Raw genomic sequence first — 23,151 nt, forward strand, 5'->3', positions numbered from 1 at the left:
AGTGAAATAGTGAAGTAACTAAATAGTTTAGAATATATAACGAAAACAACAAGAAACAGCTTAGTTTTCTTCTTATAAATAAAGTGGAATGGTAACAAGTAGAGAGGGTTACTTATCCGTTTCGCAAATTAGGTATGCACATACCATATAAAGTAAATGGTAATTTGTTTAGAGATACAGGGGGGAGAGAGTTTTGATTAAACCATTAATCGAATTTTGTGTAGGTAACCTTGCAAGCGGTTCGCAAGCAGCTTTAGAAAAATTAGAAAAAGATCCTAATTTAGACGTAATGGAATATGGTTGTTTAGGATATTGTGGTATCTGTTTTGAAGGTCCATTTGCACTTGTAAATGGTGAAGTGGTACAAGGTGCAACAGTAGAAGAACTTGTAAATAATGTATATGATTATATGGATGAAAATCCAATGTTTTAAAGCGTTGCAAACAGGCAACGTTTTTCTTTTTTCATTTATCTCGCTATTTGCGGGCAGTAAAACTCCCACCTCAAAATTCAGCTGAAGCAAAGAAGTTAGGTTGAAGCCCTGTTGCCCGTCCCCCCACTGATTAAAGTTTCACTTTATTAGGAGTGTTTATTTCGAAAAAAAAAGCCCTTTTAGAAGGGCTTTTTTCTTACACGATTTGTGTAAGAACGGCTTATTGCCAAAACACTGTCAAATATGAGAAACGGGGGACATTCATATTGTGTTCTAAAAGCATGCATTTTATACTTGAAATAATAAATTATTTTTGGAGTGAATAAAAATGAGCCAATTTTCTTTTACAAAAATGCATGGTCTTGGAAATAGTTATATATATGTAAATATGTTTGAGGAACAAATTAGAGAAGAAGATTTAGCAATTGTAGCGGAAAAGGTTTCAAATATTAATACTGGTATTGGTGCAGATGGAATGATTTTAATTTGTCCTTCTGACGTGGCACCAGTAAAAATGCGCATGTTTAATAACGATGGCTCAGAAGGAAAGAGCTGTGGAAATGGTTTACGCTGCGTAGCGAAATATGCGTATGAGCATAAACTAGTAGAAGGTAAAGTTTTCACAATTGAAACGTTAGCGGGCATTGTTACGGCAGAAGTAACGGTAGAAGATGACAAAGTTACATTAGCGAAAATCGACATGGGAGCACCTCGTTTAACACGTGAAGAGATACCGATGCTTGGTGAAGGAGAAACACCATTTATTCGTGAAAACTTCTTATACAATAATCACCGTTATGCATTTACAGCTGTTTCGATGGGGAATCCACATGCGGTTATTTTTGTTGATGATGTAGAAAAAGCGCCTCTTACAACGTTAGGACCGGTTCTTGAGACGCATGAAATGTTCCCAGAGCGAGTGAATGTTGAATTCATCGAGATTTTGAATGATGAAGAGATGAATTTCCGCGTTTGGGAACGAGGATCTGGTGTAACACAAGCTTGCGGGACAGGAGCATGCGCAGCTGTCGTTGCGGCAATTTTAAATGGGAAAATGGAACACGGTAAAGAAATTACGGTTCACTTAGCAGGCGGCGACTTAATGATCGCATGGACAGAAGAAGGAAATGTATTAATGAAAGGACCTGCGGAAATAATTTGCCGCGGAGTGTATGAGTACAAGATAGAAGCGTAAAGATGTATAATAGAATGAGAACAGAAAGGATGGTGTATTTCATGATTGAAGTAACAGAACAAGCAGCTTTTCAAATTAAAGATATGTTAAAAGATGCTGAAGATGGAGAGAAGTACGTGCGCCTTGCTGTACATGGCGGCGGATGTAGTGGTCTTTCTTACGGCTTAGGATTTGAAGTAGAACCAAAAGAAGACGATACAGTTCTTGAGTTTTTCGGTGTTGAATTTGTTATCGATAAAGAAAGTGCTCCGATTGTAAAAGGAGTAAAAGTTGACTATAAACAATCTATGCTTGGCGGCGGATTCACAATCGACAATCCAAACGCGATCGCATCATGTGGATGCGGATCATCTTTCCGTACAGCGTCGAATGCTGGTAAGCCAGAAGATTGCTAAGTTTTTTCATCCCTTTATTCTAAGTGGAAATTGAATGGGTAGGTTGCATATAAAGACCTTCTTAGCGATGAAACCAAATCGTTAGGAAGGTCTTTTCTTTTGCGCTAAAAAGAAAAAGAGCATGACAAAGATAACGAATATATGCAAGAAGAAGGGGACGCAAGATCGACGATATTTTTGAATTCGTAAGGAGATATGTGATTAAACCTATAATTAGATTTGTAAGTTACATTGTAATAGATATCATAATAGAGTGCGTAATAGAAGGTGTAATAAGCGGTATAAGGAAATTACGTGATAAGATTCGTGACAAGTGGAAAAATTGGCGTGGAAGACGTTATTGGCGTTAATAGATTGTCATGACTAGGCTAGATGAGTGTCAATGACGTTTTCAATGAAAAAACACTGATTAAAGTTTTAATTTACTATCTTACAAAAGTGTAATGTTCATGTCATGTTTTTGAATTTCTTCTTTAAAGCTTAGGCTTTAAGATAACAATATAAGAAAAACACATGAGGTGAAGGAAATGAAAAGATATATTGCACTTTTTAGTATTTTAGTTGTATTTGCAAGTCTATTAGTTGGCTGTGATTTAAACCGTATGGGTAAAGATGAGTACTACGTTCAAATTACTACTGATGGAATCGAAAAGAATGAAAAAGCTGATAGTGGTCAGCCGCACAAATCATTCGAGTATAAGCTACCTGCATTTGATAAGGATGGTAAAGAAAAAGAAATGGAATTTACCGCTGCGAAAAATCTTCGTAAAGAAGCATTTTTGCGTGTATTCCACTCAGATGAAAAAGGTGTAACTGCTTGGGAAGAAGTGAAAAAGGACGAGCTTCCTGCGAAAGTGAAAGAAAAATTAGGTGTGAAATAAGACAGATGGAAAAGGAATTGACGAACAAGGTCAATTCCTTTTTTCGTTCTCAAAATCCTCTTCTGAAATTACTTTAAATCCATGCCTTTTGAATAAAGCAGTTGTCACTCCGTAACCAGTTTGTTTATTGCCGTTAAATTCCCCTGTGTAAATAGTAGAACTACCACAAGATGGACTGCGTTCTTTTAAAATTATATATTCTGGGTTTAAAGCTTTTATTTGTTCTAATGCTTTATAAGCACCACGCACGAAAGCCTCCGTGACATCTTGTCCTTCTTTCGTCATTACTTTTGCTTTTCCATCTAAAACATCATCGCCATTACCGCCGATAATTTCAGCAGAAGGGCGTGGTGTTGGTAAACCGCCTAATACTTCGGGACAAACGAGGATGGTATCTTCCCTTTGTAATAACTCTTCTATTTTTGAAACGAGATTATCGTTACCGTCATACCGACAAGCAATACCACCTAAACAAGCACTAATTACAATCATATTTTCATCTCCAATAAAGTGAAAATTTAATCAGTGGGGGTTTTGTCCATCCCCCACTGATTATTAGTTGAACCAATCGGGCTTTTACGGGCAGTTGATCTCCCACCTAACCTCCTCGCATTCGCCGAATCTGGAGGTGGGAGTCTTACTGCCCGTTAATGCGGGATAAAAAATATTAAATATCACGCCAATTTCTCTTCCTGACTCTTACCTATAAATGAGGTGATAAAAATGGGAAGCTTATATAATTTAATGAAACCATATAGTGAATTTCGAAGTAAAGAAGAGTTTAATGTATATCAAAAACAAGTTTTTAAATGTTATCAGTTTCAACTAAATAAGACTGATTCTGCCGTCATTCATTTTTTAGGAAAATATGCGGTTAATGAGAAGAACGAAACAGTTGGTGTTGCTTGTCTGTTAATGGAGACAATTGCGACGAATATTGGAAAGAGTATTCGTACAGTACGTCGCTCGATTGCGAAGCTAGAGGAGCTTGGAATTATAAAGCGTGTTGCGACAAAAGAAAGATATAAGCGCGGGGGATATAGTGCAAACTTATATGTATTTCTTAAATCTGCAATTGACCGCATGGATGACCGTATGAAAATGTCCGCATGTGAAAGTGATGATCATACAGATGGCTGTAGTGGAAACGAGCAAAAAAATGAGGGGGAAACAATTCTTTCTAAAAACATTCCACAAATAAAAGAGAAAAGAAAAGTAACGTACGAGCTTGATGAAACGTATTGTCGTCACGATATACCTAAGCCTTTTATATATGCACTGGTGCCGATGACGAGTAATCCGAAGAAGATTAATATATTTTGGAGTAAGGTGGAACTTGCTTATAAAAAGAGCGGATTACTAGAGCAAGGTGCTTTATTAGAGGGAATATTAGCTGATGAAGAAGTGCGTGGAAATTTAATTTGGAGGGTGAAAAGTGTTGTGAGAGCGTATAAGTACGGAGAAATTCGTAAAGATGTTGGAGCACTATTGTATAGTACGATGCGAGATTTATTTTTAGAAATTGGATTAGAGTGGGGAGCGGCATTAAGGAGAAGTAAGGGAATACCGTTATTCGATCCATTTAAAAAAGAGCCATGCGTATAATACATGACTCCAAGTAGCTAATCGAACTTTCTTACAACTGGAACACGAATTGCTACAAATAGTACAAAGACGATAACAGCGATTGCACCGCTTTTCATAACCGTTACAATTGGAATGCCTATCCCAAGTGCAAGCGATGTAAATGCGTAAGAGAGTGGAATGAATCCCATCGATGAAAGCATGAGTAAGCTCATAACGCGTCCCATCATCTCTTCTTTTACTGTTGATTGAATCATCGCCATAAGTGGAACGATAGCCATCGCAATTGTAATACCGTAAAACATTCCAGCTAATAACGCTTGCCAAAGTACAGTGCTAAAGTTGATGGCTAGGAAGAATACACCAGACAGTAGCATCATGATAATACAAAATAGACCACGTCTGCGGTTAATGTTTTTTAATCCGACAATGACAGCTCCTATCGCCATCCCGCCGCCAACAGACGCTTCTAAGTAACTAAACTGAAGTGAATCACCGTGCAGAACGTTTTTGACGAAGAGCGGGAAGCCTACTTGCATTGGGCCGATTAAAAATAAATTTAAAAAGGCGCTACATATAAGGAAAGTTGAAAGAAATGGTGATTCTTTTACATATAAAATTCCCTCTTTAATAGAAGTAAACATGCCTTTATCTGTTTCATTTTTTTCGGGTACTGTAAATTGTATTTTTTGTACGAGTATCGCAGCGATAATGAGTAGCAGGATTGTAATTGAAAAGATTGTTTCATAGTTCGTAAATTTAATGAGAATACCGCCAAGTACAGGGCCCAAGATGACCGATCCTTGGTTTGTCATTTGAGTAAGTGAATTTGCTTGTGTTAAACGGCTTTTTTCTACAAGTTCAGGCAGAATAGATCCATCTGCTGACCAGAAGAAAGCGTCAGCAAGTCCGAAGAACAAAGCGAACAAAGCAAATGTATATAGTGTTACATCACCGACGATGAACCAGGTGAGAATGGTTGCGACAAGAATAGCGCGAATAATATTAGAGTAAAACATAATATTTTTTTTCGGGAATTTATCAGCTAATGCTCCGCCGATAATCATAAAGATGAGCCTTGGAACACTAAGAGCCACGAAAACAATACCGAGTGAAGCCTCAAGGTTTAATGTTTTTGCTATGTACCATGTTTGTGAAAAAGTAAAAAAGGCTAAAGCAAAACTTGAAAAGAGAGTAGCTGCCCAAAGAAAAAGGAAATTCGTATTTTTTAATAACGGTTTTCCGCTTCCTTCTAAAGCAGATTTATTTTGTTGTAGTTCCTCCATATTGCTTCCTTTCTATGTACCAAATTTAGACTGAAAAACCTATTAACAATCGTTTTATACAGTTTCTAATATTTCTATACTGCACTTTCTCATTGTAGACAATAATAATGAATTTGCACAGTGGCTATTTAACGACAAAAAAGAAGATACCAAAGGGTATCTTCTTTTTGTCATTCACGCTAAAGCGATATAAATATCCACTTGTACGTTATTTGGATCTACTGCATTTTCGTCATAAAGCTCAAAGTCTGTTGTAAAAGCACGTTTGTTTTCTTTCGACCATTGCCAAATATATTCCCAAGCTTCACAAACGACTTCAGACACAGGACCTTTTCTCGTTGTAAATACCGCATACGTAGCAGTAGGTATTGTTAAAGTTGTCATATTTTCAGGAACGTCTTTTAATGAAGAAACAGGCATGCCAATAGTAAATTGATATGTACCAGTTTCATCTGATTCGTAGTTTGAGTAGAAAGCGAATGTTTCTTTGGTTTGTTGATTTGGGATGTGATGCATGATTTGTTCTTGGAAGTATTGGTTCCAAAGTTGTGGGATTTTTCCTTCAGTAGATGCTTCTTTCTCATTTGTCGTCGTAATAGAAACGCCGATTGCTTGGAAAGCTTCTTTCTTAATGATAATAGGTTCTTTCATGATAAAATTCCCCTCCATTGAATGAAACGTACGTTCTGTTTTATTGTAACATATTTTAGGAGTATGTGGTATTTTTTTCTAAAGTACATAGCTGTGAAGAAAGAGAGGTAATTTGGATTAGGGATCTTTATAACAAAAGAACTCCTTTCATGTAAAAGGAGCTCTTTTCATTTCTATATTAAAACATACTTGAGCTATGCATTGGTTGAAGTTTTGCGTTTGGATCGAAGTAAGCTTTTGCATTGTTTACTGCTGTCGGTGCTTCACCAAAGCCGCAAGCAATGAGTTTTACTTTTCCTTCATATGTACAAATGTCACCAGCAGCGTAAATGCCAGGAATATTTGTTTCCATTTTTGAGTTCACGAGGATGCTGTTCTTTTGAATATCTAAGCCCCAATTTTTAATTGGACCAAGTGAAGAAACGAAGCCGTAGTTTACGATTACGTCATCAACATCGATGATAATTTTTTCTTCTGTTTTTACGTGCTGAAGAACAACTTGTTCAATAGTATCATCACCGATAAGTTCAACTGGAACGTAAGGTGTGCTTACTTCTGCACGGGAATTCATTAAGCTTTCTACGCTATGTTCATGTGCACGGAATTTATCGCGGCGATGAGCAATTGTAACTTTGTCCGCAATCGGTTCTAACATCATTGTCCAATCTACTGCTGAGTCACCACCGCCGAATACAACGACGCGTTTTCCAGCAAATTTATTCATATCATCAACGAAATAATGTAAGTTTTTCTTTTCATATTTTGCTGTGCCTTCTAATTCTAAGCGGCGTGGTTGGAAAGCACCATTACCAGCAGTAATAATGACAGATTTAGAGTAGTGAGTTTGTTTATTTGTAACAAGTTTAAATATACCGTCAGCTTGTTTTTCAAGCGTATCAACAGCTTCTTCTAAGCAAACAGTTGGATCGAACTTTTTCATTTGTTCTTTTAAGTTATCAACTAACTCTTGTGCGCGCACTTTTGGGAATCCAGCTACATCATAAATATATTTTTCGGGATATAGTGCGGATAATTGCCCTCCAAGTTGAGGTAAGCTTTCAATAATTTTTACACTTGCTTGTCTCATTCCGCCATAAAATGCGGTGAATAGTCCTGTTGGGCCACCACCAATAATCGTTATGTCGTAAACTTTTTGATTTTCTGTCATTTTCATTCCCCCTATAGATGATGGAATTTTAATATTGATTTCATATATTGTTCATATGTACATGAAAATCCTGCAAATGATGACACTTTCAAATAAATGATAGCATATTTCAGTTAATAATACTTCTGGAAACGACTGAATAATAAGTAAGTTTGCGCATAGATGTTTTAGAATTGTATAAAATATAGCGAAAGGAAAATACATGAAAAAAAGGCTAAAAAACCCTTGAAAACGCTATGTTATTTTAAAATATTGATAATTCTCTAGGTGCTTGAATTATGGAATGAAACCGACTAATATAGGGAAGTATTATGTTAAATTTCTATGACAAATTTCGTACGATTTTTTGACTGCGTTTTGTTATGATATAGAATGTGATAAATTCCACATTCTTGACAAATAGAGTTTTTAGTACTTGGTATTATTTTTTATTACTATTATATAAAGAAAAGGGTTGTGATTTAGTGAAGACTCCAAAAATCGTAGTTTTAGGTGCAGGTTATGGCGGGATGATTACGACTGTTCGTCTGCAAAAAACATTATCTGTAAGTGAAGCTGAAATTACGTTAGTAAACAACAACAGCTATCACTACCAAGCAACTTGGTTACATGAGAGTGCAGCTGGTACATTACAAGATGATAAAATCTGTCTAGATATTCAAGACGTTATCGATACAAATAAAGTGAACTTTGTACAAGATACAGTAGTAGAGATTAAAGCTGCTGAAAAACGTATTATCTTAAAAGATGGTGAATTAGAGTATGATTACTTAGTAATCGGTCTTGGTTTCGAATCAGAAACGTTCGGAATTAAAGGATTAAAAGAGCATGCATTCTCAATCACTAACATTAATGCAACTCGTCAAATTCGTGAGCATATGGAAGAAAAATTCGCTCAATATGCGACTGAAAAACGTGATGAGTTAGTAACAATCGTTGTTGGTGGCGCTGGATTTACTGGTATCGAGTACGTAGGTGAGCTTGCAAACCGTATTCCTGAACTTTGCAAAGAGTATGATGTTCCACGTGAAAAAGCACGTATCATCTGTGTAGAAGCTGCTCCAACAGCACTTCCTGGTTTCGATCCAGCATTAGTAGAGTACGCTGTAAAACAACTTGAGAAAAAAGGTGTAGAATTCCGCATCGGTACAGCAATTAAGGAAGCAACTGAAGAAGGTATTATCGTTGCAAACGGTGATGATGCTGAACTTCTTAAATCTGAAACTGTAGTTTGGGCTGCAGGTGTTCGTGGTAATGGTATTGTGGAAGAGTCTGGATTTGAAGCAATGCGCGGACGTATTAAAGTGGATGAGTACATGCACGCTCCAGGTCATGAAGATGTATTCATGGTTGGTGATGCAGCGTTAATCATCAACGAAGAAATTAACCGTCCATACCCACCAACAGCACAGATTGCAATTCAAGAAGGTTATAATATTGCACACAATTTAACTGTGTTAGTTCGCGGCAAAGGTGAAATGAAAAAGTTCGCATTTGATAATAAAGGATCTGTATGTTCATTAGGTCATGACGATGCAATGGGCGTTGTTATGGGCAAAAAGTTAACAGGTTGGAAAGCTTCATTCATGAAGAAAGTAATTGACAACCGTTACTTATTCTTACTAGGCGGACCTTTATTAGTTCTTAAAAAAGGTAAATTGAAGTTCTTTTAATATATAGTAGAAAAAGCAGAAACGGCTATGAGCTGTTTCTGCTTTTTTCGTATTGAAAATATAGTATAATAAACAAAAAGAAAGAATATTCTGTTCGTTTTGATGGAGGAGGTTACATCATGGGGAAGCGAGGGAAAGTGTGGTTAGCTGTCAGTGGCTTAGTAGCTACAGAAGATGGGAGATGGCTATTCGTTAAGAAAAAATACGGTGGATTGAAAGGGCAATGGTCTTTACCTGCTGGTTTTGTTAATGAAGGCGAGACTGTTGATGAAGCTGTGAAACGTGAAATATTGGAAGAGACAGGCATTGTTGCTCATGTAAAGGGGATCATTGGTATTCGCTCAGGTGTTATTCATAATGAAATTAGTGATAATATGATTATTTTTCTTCTAGAACCAGAGGGAGAAGACGTTATTGTACAGGAGAAAGAATTGTCGGAAGTAGCTTTTTTACATCCGGAAAATATTGCAGATGATCAAAATACTTCTGTACTCATCAAATATTTATTAGAAGGAAGAGCAGAGTCGCATTTTGAAATGGACAAAACATTAAATCCAGGAGAGCAATTTGGTTATACGGCTTATCATGTGTTTACGGCGTATGCGAAGGAGAGGGAGAAGAAGTGAGTATACCGGTACTACTTATTTCAATGATGTTGTTCTTTATTTTATTTTTTGGAATTGGATTTTTACTCAACATGATTTTGCGAGCTACGTGGGTAATGGTTATTGTATATCCGATTATTTGTATGCTTATTATTAATAAAGCGAGTGTATGGGACTATTTTTCAAAGCCAAAAGAAACATTTTCTTCATTTGGGACAAGTGTATCGCATTTAGGACACGCAGATGTGTTTATTCTATCTACTGGATTAGTAGGTGCTGCTTTAGCAGGAATCATAATTAAAAAACTTCGAAAAAGTGGATATCAAATGTTTTAATCTCCAATCAATTTGGAGATTATTTTTTTGCATATTCCTTCATCGTATAGGGAATGATTAACGATGAAGGAGTGTGGAATATAAAAATGTTAAAACGATATTGTATTCGCATTATGATGACTTGTTTACTTGCATTCGCATTATGCGTAACATGGCAGGCTTTCACAGGAGTTTCTTTATTAGAGATTATAAAATCATATGAAGGAACAAGTGTAAAAGAAGTACATGCAGCAGAGATTGAGAAAAAAGTTGCTCCGAGTAAAGAAGTGATAAATGCTTTAGAGCAGGCAAATGACTGGTCTAAATATCGTGTTATAGAAATGACTGCAACTGGTTATACATCAGGTATAGAGTCAACTGGAAAGAGGGCGGGGCATCCAGAGTATGGCATTACATATTCAGGTGTTAAAGCAAAAAGGGATTTATATTCCACAATCGCTGCCGATTTACGCGTATTCCCGCTTGGGACAATTCTATTCGTGCCAGGTTACGGATATGGTGTTGTGGCTGATAAGGGCGGTGCTATAAAAGGAAATCGTCTCGATTTATATTATGATACGGTGAAAGATGTTTATAGCCAATGGGGTAAGAAAAAAGTAAATGTGTATATAGTGAAAATAGGAAATGGCAAGTTTTCGGAAGAAGAGTTAACGATGTTAAATCAAGACGAAACGATGCAAGTGTTTCGTGGACAATATTTAAAACAAAGATAGTCTAGTGGCAATAACGCTAGACTTTTTTCTTGTCTTATTTCACCATAGAAGATATTGGAGATAGCATCTTTATCCTGCTATTTGCGGCCGGTAAAACTCCCACCTCAAAATTCAGCTAGGGCAAAGAAGTTAGGGGGGAGCCCTGCTGCCCGTAAACGCCCGATTGGTGCGGGCTGATTAAAGTTTCACTTTATATGAAATGACAGAATTTAGAATTGTCGCATTTTATCGAAAATAAAGTTATAATGGACGTAGAGAAATTTAGGGGGTCTGAACATGTTTCAAGTACAAAAAGAATTAGTAAGTCATGAAGCGGTAATTGTTTCCTTATTTGAAGAAGATAAAACGAGTAGCTTTGTACAAGAACTGGATAAAGCGTTTGAAGGACAATTACAAGTTTTATTAGAAGAAAAAGAACTTTCAACTAAGAAGAAAGCCATTTCAAAAGTACATAGCTTAGGAAAAACAAATGTTAAACGTTATTATTTTGTTGGTTTAGGTAAGAAAGAGTCATATACAACAGAAACGTTACGTGCGGCTCTTGGTAAGGCGTTTAAAGCGTTACAAGCAGCAAAAGTACAAGATGCAGCAATCTTACTTGATTCTTTCGTGACAGATAAATTAGATGCGATTGATGTAGCTCATATTGCGGCAGAAGTACAAGGTCTTGGTACATATGAATTACAAACGTATAAAACAGATAAAAAGGATCGTGTAGAATTAGAGAAGTTTACGGCTATTACAGCAGAAGATGCACAAGAAATTGAAGCAGCATTAACGGTAGGATACGTACATGGACGTGCAACGAATTCAGCTCGTACGCTTGTAAATATGCCGCCAAACGTATTAACAGCGACAAAGCTTGCTGAGTATGCAGTTGAATTAGCAGAAAAATACGATATGGATTATAAGGTTCTTGAGAAAGAAGAGATGGAAGAGCTTGGTATGGGTGCATTACTTGCAGTAAACCAAGGATCTACTGAACCTCCAAAAATGATCGCTCTTATTTATAAAGGAAAAGAAGAGTGGAAAGATGTAATTGGATTTGTTGGAAAAGGGATTACATATGATACAGGCGGTTATTCTTTAAAGCCACGTGAAGGCATGGTTGGTATGAAAGGTGATATGGGCGGAGCTGCAGCTGTTCTTGGCGCGATGGAGATCATCGGTGAACTTCGCCCCGAGCAAAATGTAATTGCTGTTATTCCATCAACTGACAACGTTGTAAGTGGTACAGCATTTAAGCCAGATGATGTTATTACATCTATGAGCGGAAAAACAATTGAAGTATTAAATACAGATGCAGAAGGTCGCCTAGCGTTAGCTGACGGTATTACGTATGCGAAGAAACTTGGCGCAAATTACTTAGTTGATGTTGCAACATTAACAGGCGGTGTAATTGTTGCACTTGGAAATCATACAACAGGCGCGATGACAAATAATGAAGAATTGTTTGAACAAGTGTTAGAGGCTTCTATGGAAACGGATGAGCCAATTTGGCAATTGCCGATTTTTGAACGTGATAAAGAACGTGTCAAAAACAGTAAATTTGCTGATTTAAATAACTCACCAGGCCGTGAAGGACATGCGGTTATGGCTGGGACATTCATTGGTGAATTTGCAGAAGAAACACCATGGGTACACTTAGACATCGCTGGAACATCTGAAACATCAGGAGCACATGATTTAGGACCATCTGGAGCAACAGGTGCAATGGTGCGTACACTTGCAACACTTGTTGAGCGTTTCGGAGAAGAATAATTTTTGAAGAAAAGGCTGTCTCAAATTTTTGGGATAGCCTTTTCTTATTGATATGGTATGACTATTGTAAGTTTTTGTCGGTAAGTCGATACTCCTTGTCGAAACGTCGATATATTTGGAGTTACGGTTCATATAATTTCATTTATTATTTTACCGTTCCAAAAAGTGCTATATAGTGAAAGATTCGTCCTATAAAGAAATCGTATATAACGTCCCGCCTAATGCGAATGAAGTACGCCCTGTTTCCTCAGAGACAACTAATATAAGTGCATCAATTTTCTCGGATAAGCCAATTGCGGCCCTATGACGTGTTCCTAGCTCAGGATTGATTTCCATGCTTTTTGTTAATGGGAGAATATTAGCTGCTGAGACAATATGATTATTTTTAATGAGAACGGCTCCGTCATGAAGAGGGTTCCCTGGATAAAAAATCGATTCAAGTAGTGGCGCGGTTAAGTGTGCGTTTAATGTCGTTCCAGTTTGAATGAAAGAATCAAGAGCGTCACTTCGTTCCACAATAATAAGAGCACCGTGTTTTCGAGCGCTTAAATGTTGGACAGCTGTAGTGATGAAATGTGAACTTTCCGTATAAGGTGATAAATATGCTTGAATATAATATGTAGCTGCTAACGTCTGTACATTTGTTAACATATGATGAATATCTTCCATTTTACATAAAATACATTCATCTTCTTTATCGATTGCATGCTTCATGTTTGATAATTCTTTTTCAGCAATTTCAATCATCTGCTTTGTTTTTATTTTGAGCTCTTCTGACAAGCCCCATTCTTGCATAATCCTCATTCCCTTTGGTGGAGTATTTAACCATAGTGTATACAAATATTTATAGTAAAATCCTGCTAGATTTTAAAAAATATTGAGATTCAGGTTGTTTTTTTCATATAATGAAGGTACGACAGGCGAGAGGAGATGGAAGTATGAATTGGAAACAAGAATTTAGTCGCTGGCTTTCATATGCAGAATTAGACGCAGAATTAAAAGAACAGCTAGAAAACATGAAGCAAGATGAGAAGAAAATCGAGGATAGCTTTTATAAAAATCTAGAGTTCGGCACAGGTGGTATGCGTGGTGAACTTGGTGCTGGTACGAACCGTTTAAATGTATATACAGTTCGTAAAGCAACAAAAGGATTAGCTATGTTTATTGAAAACTTAGGTGAAGAAGCGAAAAAACGCGGTGTTGTTGTCGCATATGATTCTCGTCATAAATCACCTGAATTCGCAATGGAAGTAGCTGCTACTCTTGGTGCACACGGTATTACAACATATGTATTTGAAAGCTTACGTCCAACACCAGTGCTTTCTTTCGCAGTTCGTCATTTACATACAGCAAGTGGAATCGTTCTTACGGCAAGCCATAATCCGCCTGAATATAATGGTTATAAAGTATATGGTGACGATGGTGGACAATTGCCTCCAAAAGAAGCTGATGAGTTAATTAGCTACGTAAATGCAGTAGAGAATGAATTAACAGTTGAAGTTGCTGATGTTGAGCAATTAAAAGCTGACGGTTTATTACATATAATTGGACAAGAAGTAGATGATGCTTATGCAGCAGAATTGAACAATGTCATTATTAATAAAGAGATGGTGAAAGAAGTAGGAAAAGATTTAAAAATCGTCTTTACACCATTGCATGGAACATCAAATATTTCGGTACGCCGTGGTTTAGAAGAAGTTGGATTTACAGATGTAACAGTTGTAAAAGAGCAAGAGTTACCAGATCCAAATTTCTCTACAGTAAAATCACCAAACCCAGAAGAGCATGCAGCGTTTGAGTATGCAATTCGCGACGGTGAAAAAGTAGGCGCAGACGTGTTAATCGCAACAGATCCTGATGCAGACCGTCTAGGTGTAGCAGTTCGCAATCACGATGGTGAGTTCCAAGTATTAACTGGTAACCAAACAGGTGCATTAATGCTTGATTACTTATTATCACAAAAGAAGGAAAACGGAACGCTTCCAGAAAACGGTGTTGTTTTAAAAACAATCGTAACGTCTGAAATTGGCCGTACAATCGCAAAAGCATACGGTTTAGATACAGTTGATACGTTAACTGGATTTAAATTTATCGGCGAAAAAATTAAACAGTATGAAGAAAGCGGACAATATGAATTCCAATTCGGTTATGAGGAAAGCTACGGTTATTTAATCCGTTCATTCTGCCGTGATAAAGATGCGGTGCAATCCGTCCTATTTGCATGTGAAGTAGCTGCATACTACAAATCACAAGGTAAAACGTTATACGATGGTCTGCTAGAAGTATTTAAGAAGTATGGGTTCTTCCGTGAGGACCTTGTATCGTTAACGTTAAAAGGAAAAGATGGTGCCGAACAGATTCAAAAGATGATGGCAACATTCCGTGAGAATCCTCCGAAAGAAGTAGCTGGTTTAACAGTCGTTGCAGTTGAGGATTATAAAGAAAGCATCGTTACAACGTTACAAGATGGAAATAAGGAAGAGATTCACTTACCGAAATCAAATGTGTTAAAATATCAATTAGAAGATGGTTCTTGGTTCTGCTTACGTCCATCTGGAACAGAGCCGAAAATTAAATTCTACTTTGGTGTACAAGATGATTCCTTACAAAATAGTGAACAAAAGTTACTTACTATTAAAGAAGATATTATGAATCGTTTATAATAGAATAGAATGCTACTGATAGGAAAAGAGGAGAACGGAGAACGGCCTCCTCTTTTCATGTAGTTTTGTTTGATGTAGAGGATTATTACGAGCGAGTGTTATAAATTTGCACTTTACTAAGAGAATTAGAATGAAAAGCGAGGGTATTTGTCATGAAAAAAGTGAGAAAAGCAATTATCCCGGCAGCGGGATTAGGAACACGCTTTTTACCAGCAACGAAAGCAATGCCAAAAGAAATGCTTCCAATTGTAGATAAACCAACAATTCAATACATCGTAGAAGAAGCAGTAAAATCAGGCATCGAAGATATTATTATCGTTACTGGTAAAGGAAAGCGCTCTATCGAAGATCATTTTGATAACGCATTTGAATTAGAGCAAAACTTATTAGAGAAGAAAAAGTATGAGTTACTTGAAAAAGTACAAGCTTCTTCTAAAATGGTAGATATCCATTACATTCGACAAAAAGAACCAAAAGGATTAGGACATGCTGTTTGGTGCGCACGTAAATTCATTGGTGATGAGCCGTTTGCAGTATTATTAGGCGATGATATCGTTCAAGCTGAAAAACCATGTTTACGTCAATTAATGGACGAGTATGACAAAACACTTTCTTCTGTTATTGGTGTACAAACTGTTCCTGAAGCAGAAACACATCGCTACGGAATTATTGATCCGTTAGAGCAAGAGGGACGTCGTTATCAAGTTCGTAAATTCGTTGAAAAACCAGCGCAAGGTACTGCGCCTTCAAACTTAGCGATTATGGGACGTTACATTTTAACTCCTGAAATCTTTATGTTCTTGGAACAGCAACAAGTTGGAGCGGGTGGCGAAATTCAGTTAACGGATGCAATTCAAAGCTTAAATGAAATTCAACGTGTATTTGCATATGATTTTGAAGGAAAGCGTTATGACGTTGGTGAAAAATTAGGATTCGTTCAAACGACAATTGAAATGGCATTGCAGCACCCAGAATTACGTGATGATATGCTAGTAATGATGAAGAAAGTTTTAGACGAGCAAATGAAGCAAGAGTCTTAATATAATAAACAAGGAGCTGTTCCTATAGGAACAGCTCCTTGTTTATTATGAAATCGTCGAATGAGAATGCTGATAAGCGGAACGACGTACAGCATAGTATATGCGAGGTGCGATAATAGCGCCGATAATTGTAAACGCAATATCCTTTACTGCGAACCACATCATAATCATCCAGGCAGCTTTATAACTCATATTACCACCCATGAAAATATTGACTGCCCCGTACATATAAGTAGTACCGATAATATACGTTAAAATGATTCCGACGAAAGAAGAAATTGCAAAGGTGCTGAATGTTGGTCGTTCTTTTTGTTCTACTAGTTTTCCTGATACGTAAGCAACGATAATAAATGCGATAATAAAACCACCAGTAGGATCTAAAAGTGCTCCAAATCCAGCTTTGAAGTTAGCGAAGATTGGCGCACCTGCTACTCCAACAAGCATGTAAACAGTCATTGATAATGCCCCAAGTCTACTCCCGAGAAGAAGACCTGCTAAAATTGCGAAAAACGGTTGCATAGATAATGGAATGCCCGCTATTTGTAAGAATGGTGCCCACGATACAATATTTGCACCAATAGCCATAAGAGCGACGAACATGGCAGCTAATGCTAAATCTAAAACATGAAGCTTCTTCATAATGTTAACCTCCAGTTGTGTTTAGGTTAACATTATCGTAGCGAAAATATTTACTTGTTGTCAATCAAAATATTTTGATAAGAAGGCTTTAAATAGTCTCTAAGCAATGTGTATGGAATACGAAACTGCGGAATTCCGCTTGAATAAGGAGCAATTTCATATAAAGGGAAATAAATCACAAGATTATCGGGTTCTAAAAAGTAGTGAAACTTTTTAGTGCTCGTTACTTTTTCGACTGCATCAGGAAAATAAATGCTTTCATTTTGTTTAATTTGTCTTACAATCTCTGTGCGAATTATTTCTTTATATTTATCCTCTTGTTGAAATAAATCGTCTAAGTGTAATAATTTTTTTTCGTTTAAATCAAATGTATTTGCCTTCCACGTATACAGTCCGTGCGCTCCGCCTGTATATTGATAGTAATTCACATATAGACTTAGGAAAGGTGGTTTGTTTAAAGCTACTTTATAGTCAACATTTGCAACGTATGGATGAAAAGGTGTGCTAGATCCTTCTGTTTCTTCATAATATTTCTTCGCTTCTTTTTCTAATTTACTTTTAAATTTAGTAGTAGAGTTTTTGTAATAGGAATTCAGCTTATTTTGAAATTTCGAATCAGAAAAGTTGTGAAAGGAAGGCCTATTAATTTGATATTCTATATAAGGTTTCTTACCTTTTTGCGTTACAGTCTTAACATTGATTGTCAGGTTGGATGCTTTGGCTGCTATTGCACAATTTGGTACAATAGTCAGCAAGGAGAACATAAGCAATAGTATACAAAATTTCTGTTTCATTTAGGTGAAACCTCCTTATATAAGTGTTATAGGTAGTTTGAAATTAAACAGGTAAAATTATACATTTGATCTAAAGGGAGAGAGGTTGAAAACGATATGTCAAAAACTTTAATGGATTCGCTTGGAATTGAGTTGTTAGAAATGACAGAGGATAAAGTAGTTGCTACAATGCCTGTTGATGAACGTACGCATCAGCCGTTTGGATTTTTACATGGCGGTGCATCTGTTGCATTAGCAGAAACTGTGGCAAGTGTTGGTTCATACAATTTAATTGATCAAGAAAAATGTATTTGTTTCGGATTAGAAATTAATGCAAATCATATTCGCTCAAAGAAAGATGGAATTGTAACAGCAATTGGAACACCGATACATAGAGGACAATCGACAATGGTTTGGGATATTCGCATCATTGATGAAAATGATGATTTACTATGCATATCAAGATGTACAGTAGCAATTAAAGAAAAACGTGAAAAATAGAAAAGAGGCAGCTCTGATGAGCTGCCTCTTTTTTTATCCCGCTATTTGTGGGCAGTAAAACGCCCACCTCAAAATTCAGGTGGAGCAAAGAAGTTAGGTGGGAGATCAACTGCCCGTAAAAGCCCGATTGGTGAAGGCTAATAATCAGTGGGGGGATGAACAAAACCCCCACTGATTAAAGTTTCACTTTATAATTAGAACTGGATTTTCTTCTCTAAGAAACCTTTTAGTTCGCTAATTGGCATACGAACTTGTTCCATTGTGTCACGGTCACGTACTGTAACAGCTTTGTCTTCAACAGAGTCGAAGTCGTATGTGATACAGAATGGAGTACCGATTTCGTCTTGACGACGGTAACGTTTACCGATAGAACCAGTTTCATCAAAGTCTACCATGAAGTCTTGAGCTAGTTCTGCGAATACTTCAGTAGCACCTTCAGATAGCTTTTTAGATAATGGTAAGATAGCTGCTTTATATGGTGCTAAAGCAGGGTGGAAACGAAGAACTGTACGAGAATCGTTTTCTAATTGCTCTTCTTCATATGCATCACATAAGAATGCTAATGTTACACGGTCTGCACCTAGAGATGGCTCGATGCAGTAAGGTACGTAACGCTCATTCGTTTGTGGATCGATATAGTTAAAGTCTTCGTTAGAGTGTTCCATATGACGTTTTAAATCGAAATCTGTACGAGATGCAACGCCCCATAGTTCGCCCCAACCGAATGGGAATCTGAATTCAATATCAGTTGTCGCGTTACTATAGTGAGATAATTCGTCTTCACCGTGGTCACGAAGACGCATGCTTTCTTCAGTCATACCAAGTGAAAGTAACCAGTTTTTACAAGTTTCACGCCAGAATGCGAACCACTCTAAATCTTCACCAGGCTTACAGAAGAATTCAAGTTCCATTTGTTCGAATTCACGTGTACGGAATGTGAAGTTACCAGGTGTGATTTCGTTACGGAAACTTTTACCGATTTGGCCGATACCAAATGGAAGTTTCTTACGCATAGAGCGTTGTACGTTTTTAAAGTTTACGAAAATACCTTGTGCAGTTTCAGGACGAAGGAAGATTTCGTTTGTGCTAGACTCTGTAACACCTTGGAATGTTTTGAACATTAAGTTGAACTGACGGATTTCCGTGAATTCTTGGCTACCGCAATCTGGGCATTTTACTTCATGTTCTTTCATTAAGTCAGCCATTTGGTCGAAAGTAAGACCGTCAACGACCATTTCGATACCTTTTGCGTCTAATGCATCTTCAATTAATTTGTCAGCACGGTGACGAGCTTTACATTTTTTACAGTCGATCATTGGATCATTAAAGTTACCAACGTGACCAGAAGCGATCCAAGTTTTTGGGTTCATTAAAATAGCAGCATCTAAACCAACGTTGTGTGGAGATTCTTGAATGAATTTTTTCCACCAAGCTTTTTTGACGTTATTTTTTAATTCGATTCCAAGTGGACCGTAATCCCATGTGTTTGCAAGACCACCGTAAATTTCAGAACCAGGGAAAACGAAACCGCGATGTTTCGCTAAGTTTACAACTTGTTCCATTGAATACATAATAAAATCCTCCTTTTGAAAGTTAACGTATTTGCGATGACGTGATGGGTACTTTGGAAACGAGCAATATATGCTTTAAAAAACATAAAAAAACGCTCGTCCCAAGGCTTAATCGCCTAGGGACGAGCGTTTGCCCGCGGTTCCACCCTAGTTGATACACAAAATGTGCATCCACTTTATCACGTATTGCTCGAGACTGCCGTTTCCTCGCAGCTTCAGGCTTTCACTATCCCTGAATCGCTTTTTATGCAAGTACTTATAAGTCCGTCATCGCTACTTATATTAATAATAATGAACATATTTTAACACGTTCTTTTTTAAATCTCAATAGAGGAACGTGCCCATCTAGGATAGAGTCTCGCCTATTTTTTCGTTATTTATTCCGTGATTTTGCTTAATGTGCTTAATTGCTTCGCGTTTACTTAATGGAGCGAGTTCGTTGTTTTGAACGTATTCCCATACTACATCTGGTTTTGTTTTTGCATATTCGCGAAGGACCCAGCCAATTGCTTTTTGAATGAAAAATTCTTTTGAGGAATGTAGTTGACCGATAATCCAGAAAAGGAGTTCTTCATCCATTTTTTGTTTATATTTCAGCTGGAATAAAATAGCGGCACGTTGTAACCATATGTTTTCTGATGCAATCCATTTTGGAATATATACAGAAATTAATTCTGGATGTTTTAAAAAGATAGCACCTAAAAATGTAGGGACGATGCTATCAACAGAATCCCACCAAGATTTTGTGACAATAAGTTCTTCTAAAAATGGGATATGAGTTTCGTTTATATGCTTTTTATATTTTTGCATAATATCAAGTGCAGCTGCCTGAAATTCACGTTCTGGTAAATCCCAAAGCTCACGTACGATAATTTGGAAGTCTTTTTTATCTGGGAGAGTATGTATTTGAATAACGTCTTTCAATAATTGTCGTCTTTCAGGTGTTTGAATACCGAGAAACGGGAAGTGATTTTTCATATAACGTGCCATCGGTTCTGCTTTTGCTGGGTTTTGATTTGCTGTAAAATGCTCTTGTAATGCCTTTACAAATGGATGCATAGGTATGTGCTCCTCTCTCATTATCTTTCTCTTCTTATTATACAAAGAGTTTGGTTAAATTTTAAAACATAACTTGCACTGTAATGCAATATGTTGAGAATAGAGAGGAGAGGATAAGATGGAAGATCAAGGCGTACTAGCAGGTTTCTTTGCTCTTAGTTTTGCGTTTATTCTTGTTATAATAATTTGGGCAATTATTTCGTATGTGTTAACGGCTGTTGCACTTTATACGATGGCGAAAAATGATGGTGCAACTGATGGTGTTCTTGCTTTTATTCCGTTTATAAATAGTAAGATATGGGGTGATTTAGCGAAAGATAAATTACCAGATTTCTTGAAAGAAGAAGCAGGGTGGAAAGTATTTGGCATATATGTTGGATGCTTCATCTTTAATTTCGTACCAATTCTATATATATTAGCAACAGCTGTATCACTTGTACTGTCTATTTATCTTATCTATGCTATTTTGGATAGATACGGAACGAATTCCATACTATTTACGATCATTCATACAATCACGTTTTCGGTTTTCTTGCCGATTCATTTGTTCATTATTCGGAATGAGCCGGTGAGGTATAACGAGTAGGCGTATCAAAGTTGCCCTGCGGTCGATATATTTGATTCTATAATAATTCGGATATGCTGAAAAAAGAACGAAAGCGCCCTGCTGAGCAGGGCGCTTTTTTCTACTACATAAGATAGCGTAAGTAAATGTAAATGTGAGAAATGATTAATGAAACGATCATAATTGGGAAGCCGACTTTAAGGAATTCCATGTAGCTGAATTTATGTCCTTCACGACTTGCGATTCCGGCTACGATTACGTTAGCAGAAGCCCCGATTAATGTTCCGTTTCCACCTAAGCAAGCACCTAATGCTAATGCCCACCATAGTACGTCGATTTGTGCGTCAGAAGGTGATAAACCTAGCCCAACTGCCATATCGTTAATAAGTGGAATCATTGTTGCAACGAATGGAATGTTATCGATTGTTGCAGAGGCGATACCAGATACCCATAGAATAAGGATAGATGCCTGAGAAATATCTCCGCCTGTTATTCCAATTACTTTTTGAGCTAACATTTTGATAAGCCCGATATCGATAAGTCCTCCAACGAGTACGAATAGTCCCGCGAAGAAGAAGATTGTTACCCACTCTACACTTGCGAATACCTCTTCAATTTCATGTTCTTTCACACCGATTAGCATAAGTACAGTAGCGCCAGTTAAGGCGATGATAGCTGCATCAATATGGAAAATGGAATGAGTCATGAAGCCTACAATAGTAAGGCCAAGTACTGTTAAAGATTTCTTCATTAATACTGGGTCTTTAATGTATTGTTTTTCATCTAAGCTCATTAACTTTTTAATTTGTACAGGATCAGCAATTAATTGCTTACGGTACATGAAGTAAAGAATTGTTGCTGTAACAGCAATAATGATGATTACGATAGGTGCTAAGTTGAATAAGAAAGCATTGAAATCTAAATGCTTATTTGCAGAACCAATCATAATATTTGGCGGATCACCAATTAATGTTGCTGTTCCTCCGATATTTGAAAAAATAATTTCAGAAAGTAAATATGGGACAGGATTTACTTGCAAGATGCGCGTAATAGATAAAGTAACTGGAACAACAAGAAGTACTGTTGTAACGTTATCTAAAAATGCGGAGCCAAGCGCGGTAAGTAAGGAAAGTGAAATTAAAATTTTAATTGGATTTCCTTGTGCTCCTTTTGCGGCTTTAATGGCAACGTATTGGAAGACACCTGACTTACTTGTAATGTTTACGAGTATCATCATACCGATGAGTAATGTAATTGTTCCCCATTCAATATGTTTCGTAAAGGCATTGTGTAAGTCAACGACCCCTGCAATTACCATGAATGCTGCACCAAGAAGTGCGATGACAGCACGGTTAATTTTTTCAGAAATAATAATGGCATATGTAATTAAAAAGACTGCGATAGCGAAATAATACTGCCAGTTTGCGAGTTCTTGCGTTGTTTCGTGCAAAACTCTCATCTCCTTTCATTCACTTTTCTTAGTGTGTCAAAAAATTAACTAGATGAAACACACATAACGTCATTATAAAGTAGAAAAATGGCGGATGTAAATGAAAGGGTTTATTTTGTCATATTTTCTGCATTGGTCATTTTTTCTTATTTTTAAAAATATTTGTGGGCATCTGACATATATATAAGATACATCCAATCTGAATATTTA

At 36.9% G+C, this 23,151-nt stretch carries 25 protein-coding genes; 15 read left to right on the forward strand and 10 right to left on the reverse strand.

Going from position 1 to position 23,151, the window contains the following annotated elements; translation table 11 throughout:
* Window positions 1-193: 193 nt before the first annotated feature.
* The 5 genes from ABH955_RS22585 (at window position 194) to ABH955_RS22605 (ending at window position 2,904) form a co-directional block, all read left to right on the forward strand.
* The gene (locus ABH955_RS22585) at window positions 194-433 is read left to right on the forward strand and encodes a YuzB family protein (RefSeq protein ID WP_002015892.1); all 240 of its coding nucleotides are present in this window, start codon (window positions 194-196) and stop codon (window positions 431-433) included.
* Between the two features lie 328 nt (window positions 434-761).
* Window positions 762-1,628: a diaminopimelate epimerase gene (dapF, locus tag ABH955_RS22590; RefSeq protein ID WP_002015893.1), complete on the forward strand. Its 867-nt coding sequence runs from the start codon at window positions 762-764 to the stop codon at window positions 1,626-1,628.
* A 41-nt stretch (window positions 1,629-1,669) separates the two neighbouring features.
* Window positions 1,670-2,023, forward strand: a complete 354-nt coding sequence (locus ABH955_RS22595; RefSeq protein WP_002034566.1) for a HesB/IscA family protein — start codon at window positions 1,670-1,672, stop codon at window positions 2,021-2,023.
* Window positions 2,024-2,187: 164 nt separating this feature from the next.
* Window positions 2,188-2,373 carry a hypothetical protein gene (locus ABH955_RS22600; protein ID WP_404442586.1) on the forward strand — a complete coding sequence of 62 codons (186 nt, stop codon included), beginning with the start codon at window positions 2,188-2,190 and terminating at the stop codon, window positions 2,371-2,373.
* Window positions 2,374-2,550: 177 nt separating this feature from the next.
* Window positions 2,551-2,904, forward strand: a complete 354-nt coding sequence (locus ABH955_RS22605; RefSeq protein WP_078203758.1) for a YxeA family protein — start codon at window positions 2,551-2,553, stop codon at window positions 2,902-2,904.
* A 30-nt stretch (window positions 2,905-2,934) separates the two neighbouring features.
* Here the strand turns inward: ABH955_RS22605 and ABH955_RS22610 are convergent, their stop codons facing one another.
* Entirely contained in the window at window positions 2,935-3,396 is a 462-nt protein-coding gene (locus tag ABH955_RS22610; RefSeq protein ID WP_404441873.1) for a 2-thiouracil desulfurase family protein, read from the reverse strand.
* A gap of 231 nt (window positions 3,397-3,627) precedes the next feature.
* Here ABH955_RS22610 and ABH955_RS22615 point away from each other — a divergent pair, with 231 nt between their 5' ends.
* Window positions 3,628-4,509 (forward strand): helix-turn-helix domain-containing protein, encoded by an 882-nt coding sequence (locus tag ABH955_RS22615; RefSeq protein WP_404441871.1) that lies wholly within the window; start codon window positions 3,628-3,630, stop codon window positions 4,507-4,509.
* Between the two features lie 17 nt (window positions 4,510-4,526).
* Here ABH955_RS22615 and ABH955_RS22620 read toward each other — a convergent pair whose 3' ends face one another.
* The 3 genes from ABH955_RS22620 to ABH955_RS22630 form a co-directional block, all read right to left on the reverse strand.
* Complete coding sequence (locus ABH955_RS22620; protein WP_098168722.1) at window positions 4,527-5,774, reverse strand: MFS transporter; 1,248 nt, start codon at window positions 5,772-5,774, stop codon at window positions 4,527-4,529.
* A 174-nt stretch (window positions 5,775-5,948) separates the two neighbouring features.
* Window positions 5,949-6,425: a GyrI-like domain-containing protein gene (locus ABH955_RS22625; protein ID WP_404454418.1), complete on the reverse strand. Its 477-nt coding sequence runs from the start codon at window positions 6,423-6,425 to the stop codon at window positions 5,949-5,951.
* Window positions 6,426-6,603: 178 nt separating this feature from the next.
* A complete protein-coding gene (locus ABH955_RS22630; protein WP_061690105.1) occupies window positions 6,604-7,593 on the reverse strand; it encodes an NAD(P)/FAD-dependent oxidoreductase in 990 nt (329 codons plus the stop codon).
* A 464-nt stretch (window positions 7,594-8,057) separates the two neighbouring features.
* On the opposite strand from ABH955_RS22630, the gene ABH955_RS22635 reads away from it, so the two are divergent.
* From ABH955_RS22635 to pepA, 5 genes are all read left to right on the forward strand, one after another.
* Complete coding sequence (locus ABH955_RS22635; protein ID WP_002067919.1) at window positions 8,058-9,266, forward strand: NAD(P)/FAD-dependent oxidoreductase; 1,209 nt, start codon at window positions 8,058-8,060, stop codon at window positions 9,264-9,266.
* A gap of 119 nt (window positions 9,267-9,385) precedes the next feature.
* Complete coding sequence (locus ABH955_RS22640; protein ID WP_002015875.1) at window positions 9,386-9,892, forward strand: NUDIX hydrolase; 507 nt, start codon at window positions 9,386-9,388, stop codon at window positions 9,890-9,892.
* A complete protein-coding gene (locus tag ABH955_RS22645; RefSeq protein WP_002089308.1) occupies window positions 9,889-10,206 on the forward strand; it encodes a YuiB family protein in 318 nt (105 codons plus the stop codon). The genes ABH955_RS22640 and ABH955_RS22645 overlap by 4 nt, the downstream gene beginning before the upstream one ends.
* Before the next feature lie 86 nt (window positions 10,207-10,292).
* Window positions 10,293-10,919: a 3D domain-containing protein gene (locus tag ABH955_RS22650; RefSeq protein ID WP_219301091.1), complete on the forward strand. Its 627-nt coding sequence runs from the start codon at window positions 10,293-10,295 to the stop codon at window positions 10,917-10,919.
* Between the two features lie 276 nt (window positions 10,920-11,195).
* Window positions 11,196-12,680 (forward strand): cytosol aminopeptidase, encoded by a 1,485-nt coding sequence (gene pepA, locus ABH955_RS22655; protein WP_404491686.1) that lies wholly within the window; start codon window positions 11,196-11,198, stop codon window positions 12,678-12,680.
* Between the two features lie 189 nt (window positions 12,681-12,869).
* On the opposite strand, the gene cdaS is transcribed toward pepA, so the two are convergent.
* Window positions 12,870-13,475 (reverse strand): sporulation-specific diadenylate cyclase CdaS, encoded by a 606-nt coding sequence (gene cdaS / locus ABH955_RS22660; RefSeq protein ID WP_002067925.1) that lies wholly within the window; start codon window positions 13,473-13,475, stop codon window positions 12,870-12,872.
* Window positions 13,476-13,618: 143 nt separating this feature from the next.
* Between cdaS and ABH955_RS22665 the strand changes: the two genes are divergently transcribed.
* Both ABH955_RS22665 and galU read left to right on the forward strand, forming a co-directional pair.
* On the forward strand, window positions 13,619-15,343 hold the full coding sequence (locus ABH955_RS22665) for a phospho-sugar mutase (protein WP_404491687.1): 1,725 nt from the start codon (window positions 13,619-13,621) through the stop codon (window positions 15,341-15,343).
* Between the two features lie 152 nt (window positions 15,344-15,495).
* Window positions 15,496-16,383, forward strand: coding sequence for a UTP--glucose-1-phosphate uridylyltransferase GalU (gene galU / locus ABH955_RS22670; RefSeq protein ID WP_002015869.1), 888 nt, complete (start codon window positions 15,496-15,498; stop codon window positions 16,381-16,383).
* 45 nt (window positions 16,384-16,428) lie between these two features.
* Here galU and ABH955_RS22675 read toward each other — a convergent pair whose 3' ends face one another.
* Together ABH955_RS22675 and ABH955_RS22680 are read right to left on the reverse strand one after the other, a co-directional pair.
* Window positions 16,429-17,022, reverse strand: coding sequence for a biotin transporter BioY (locus ABH955_RS22675; protein ID WP_002015867.1), 594 nt, complete (start codon window positions 17,020-17,022; stop codon window positions 16,429-16,431).
* Between the two features lie 50 nt (window positions 17,023-17,072).
* A complete protein-coding gene (locus ABH955_RS22680; protein WP_002089296.1) occupies window positions 17,073-17,816 on the reverse strand; it encodes a DUF3298 and DUF4163 domain-containing protein in 744 nt (247 codons plus the stop codon).
* 96 nt (window positions 17,817-17,912) lie between these two features.
* Here ABH955_RS22680 and ABH955_RS22685 point away from each other — a divergent pair, with 96 nt between their 5' ends.
* Window positions 17,913-18,296 carry a hotdog fold thioesterase gene (locus ABH955_RS22685; protein ID WP_404441858.1) on the forward strand — a complete coding sequence of 128 codons (384 nt, stop codon included), beginning with the start codon at window positions 17,913-17,915 and terminating at the stop codon, window positions 18,294-18,296.
* Window positions 18,297-18,490: 194 nt separating this feature from the next.
* On the opposite strand, the gene ABH955_RS22690 is transcribed toward ABH955_RS22685, so the two are convergent.
* On the reverse strand, window positions 18,491-19,867 hold the full coding sequence (locus ABH955_RS22690; protein WP_113938358.1) for a glycine--tRNA ligase: 1,377 nt from the start codon (window positions 19,865-19,867) through the stop codon (window positions 18,491-18,493).
* Window positions 19,868-20,212: 345 nt separating this feature from the next.
* Entirely contained in the window at window positions 20,213-20,926 is a 714-nt protein-coding gene (locus tag ABH955_RS22695) for a DNA alkylation repair protein (RefSeq protein WP_404491688.1), read from the reverse strand.
* 118 nt (window positions 20,927-21,044) lie between these two features.
* Here ABH955_RS22695 and ABH955_RS22700 point away from each other — a divergent pair, with 118 nt between their 5' ends.
* Entirely contained in the window at window positions 21,045-21,512 is a 468-nt protein-coding gene (locus ABH955_RS22700) for a hypothetical protein (RefSeq protein WP_404454395.1), read from the forward strand.
* 103 nt (window positions 21,513-21,615) lie between these two features.
* On the opposite strand, the gene ABH955_RS22705 is transcribed toward ABH955_RS22700, so the two are convergent.
* Window positions 21,616-22,941: an ArsB/NhaD family transporter gene (locus ABH955_RS22705; RefSeq protein WP_016093479.1), complete on the reverse strand. Its 1,326-nt coding sequence runs from the start codon at window positions 22,939-22,941 to the stop codon at window positions 21,616-21,618.
* Window positions 22,942-23,151: the final 210 nt, after the last annotated feature.

Origin of the sequence: Bacillus sp. RC240 (genome assembly GCF_044907945.1) — a bacterium.
In the GTDB taxonomy this organism is placed as follows: domain Bacteria; phylum Bacillota; class Bacilli; order Bacillales; family Bacillaceae_G; genus Bacillus_A; species Bacillus_A mycoides.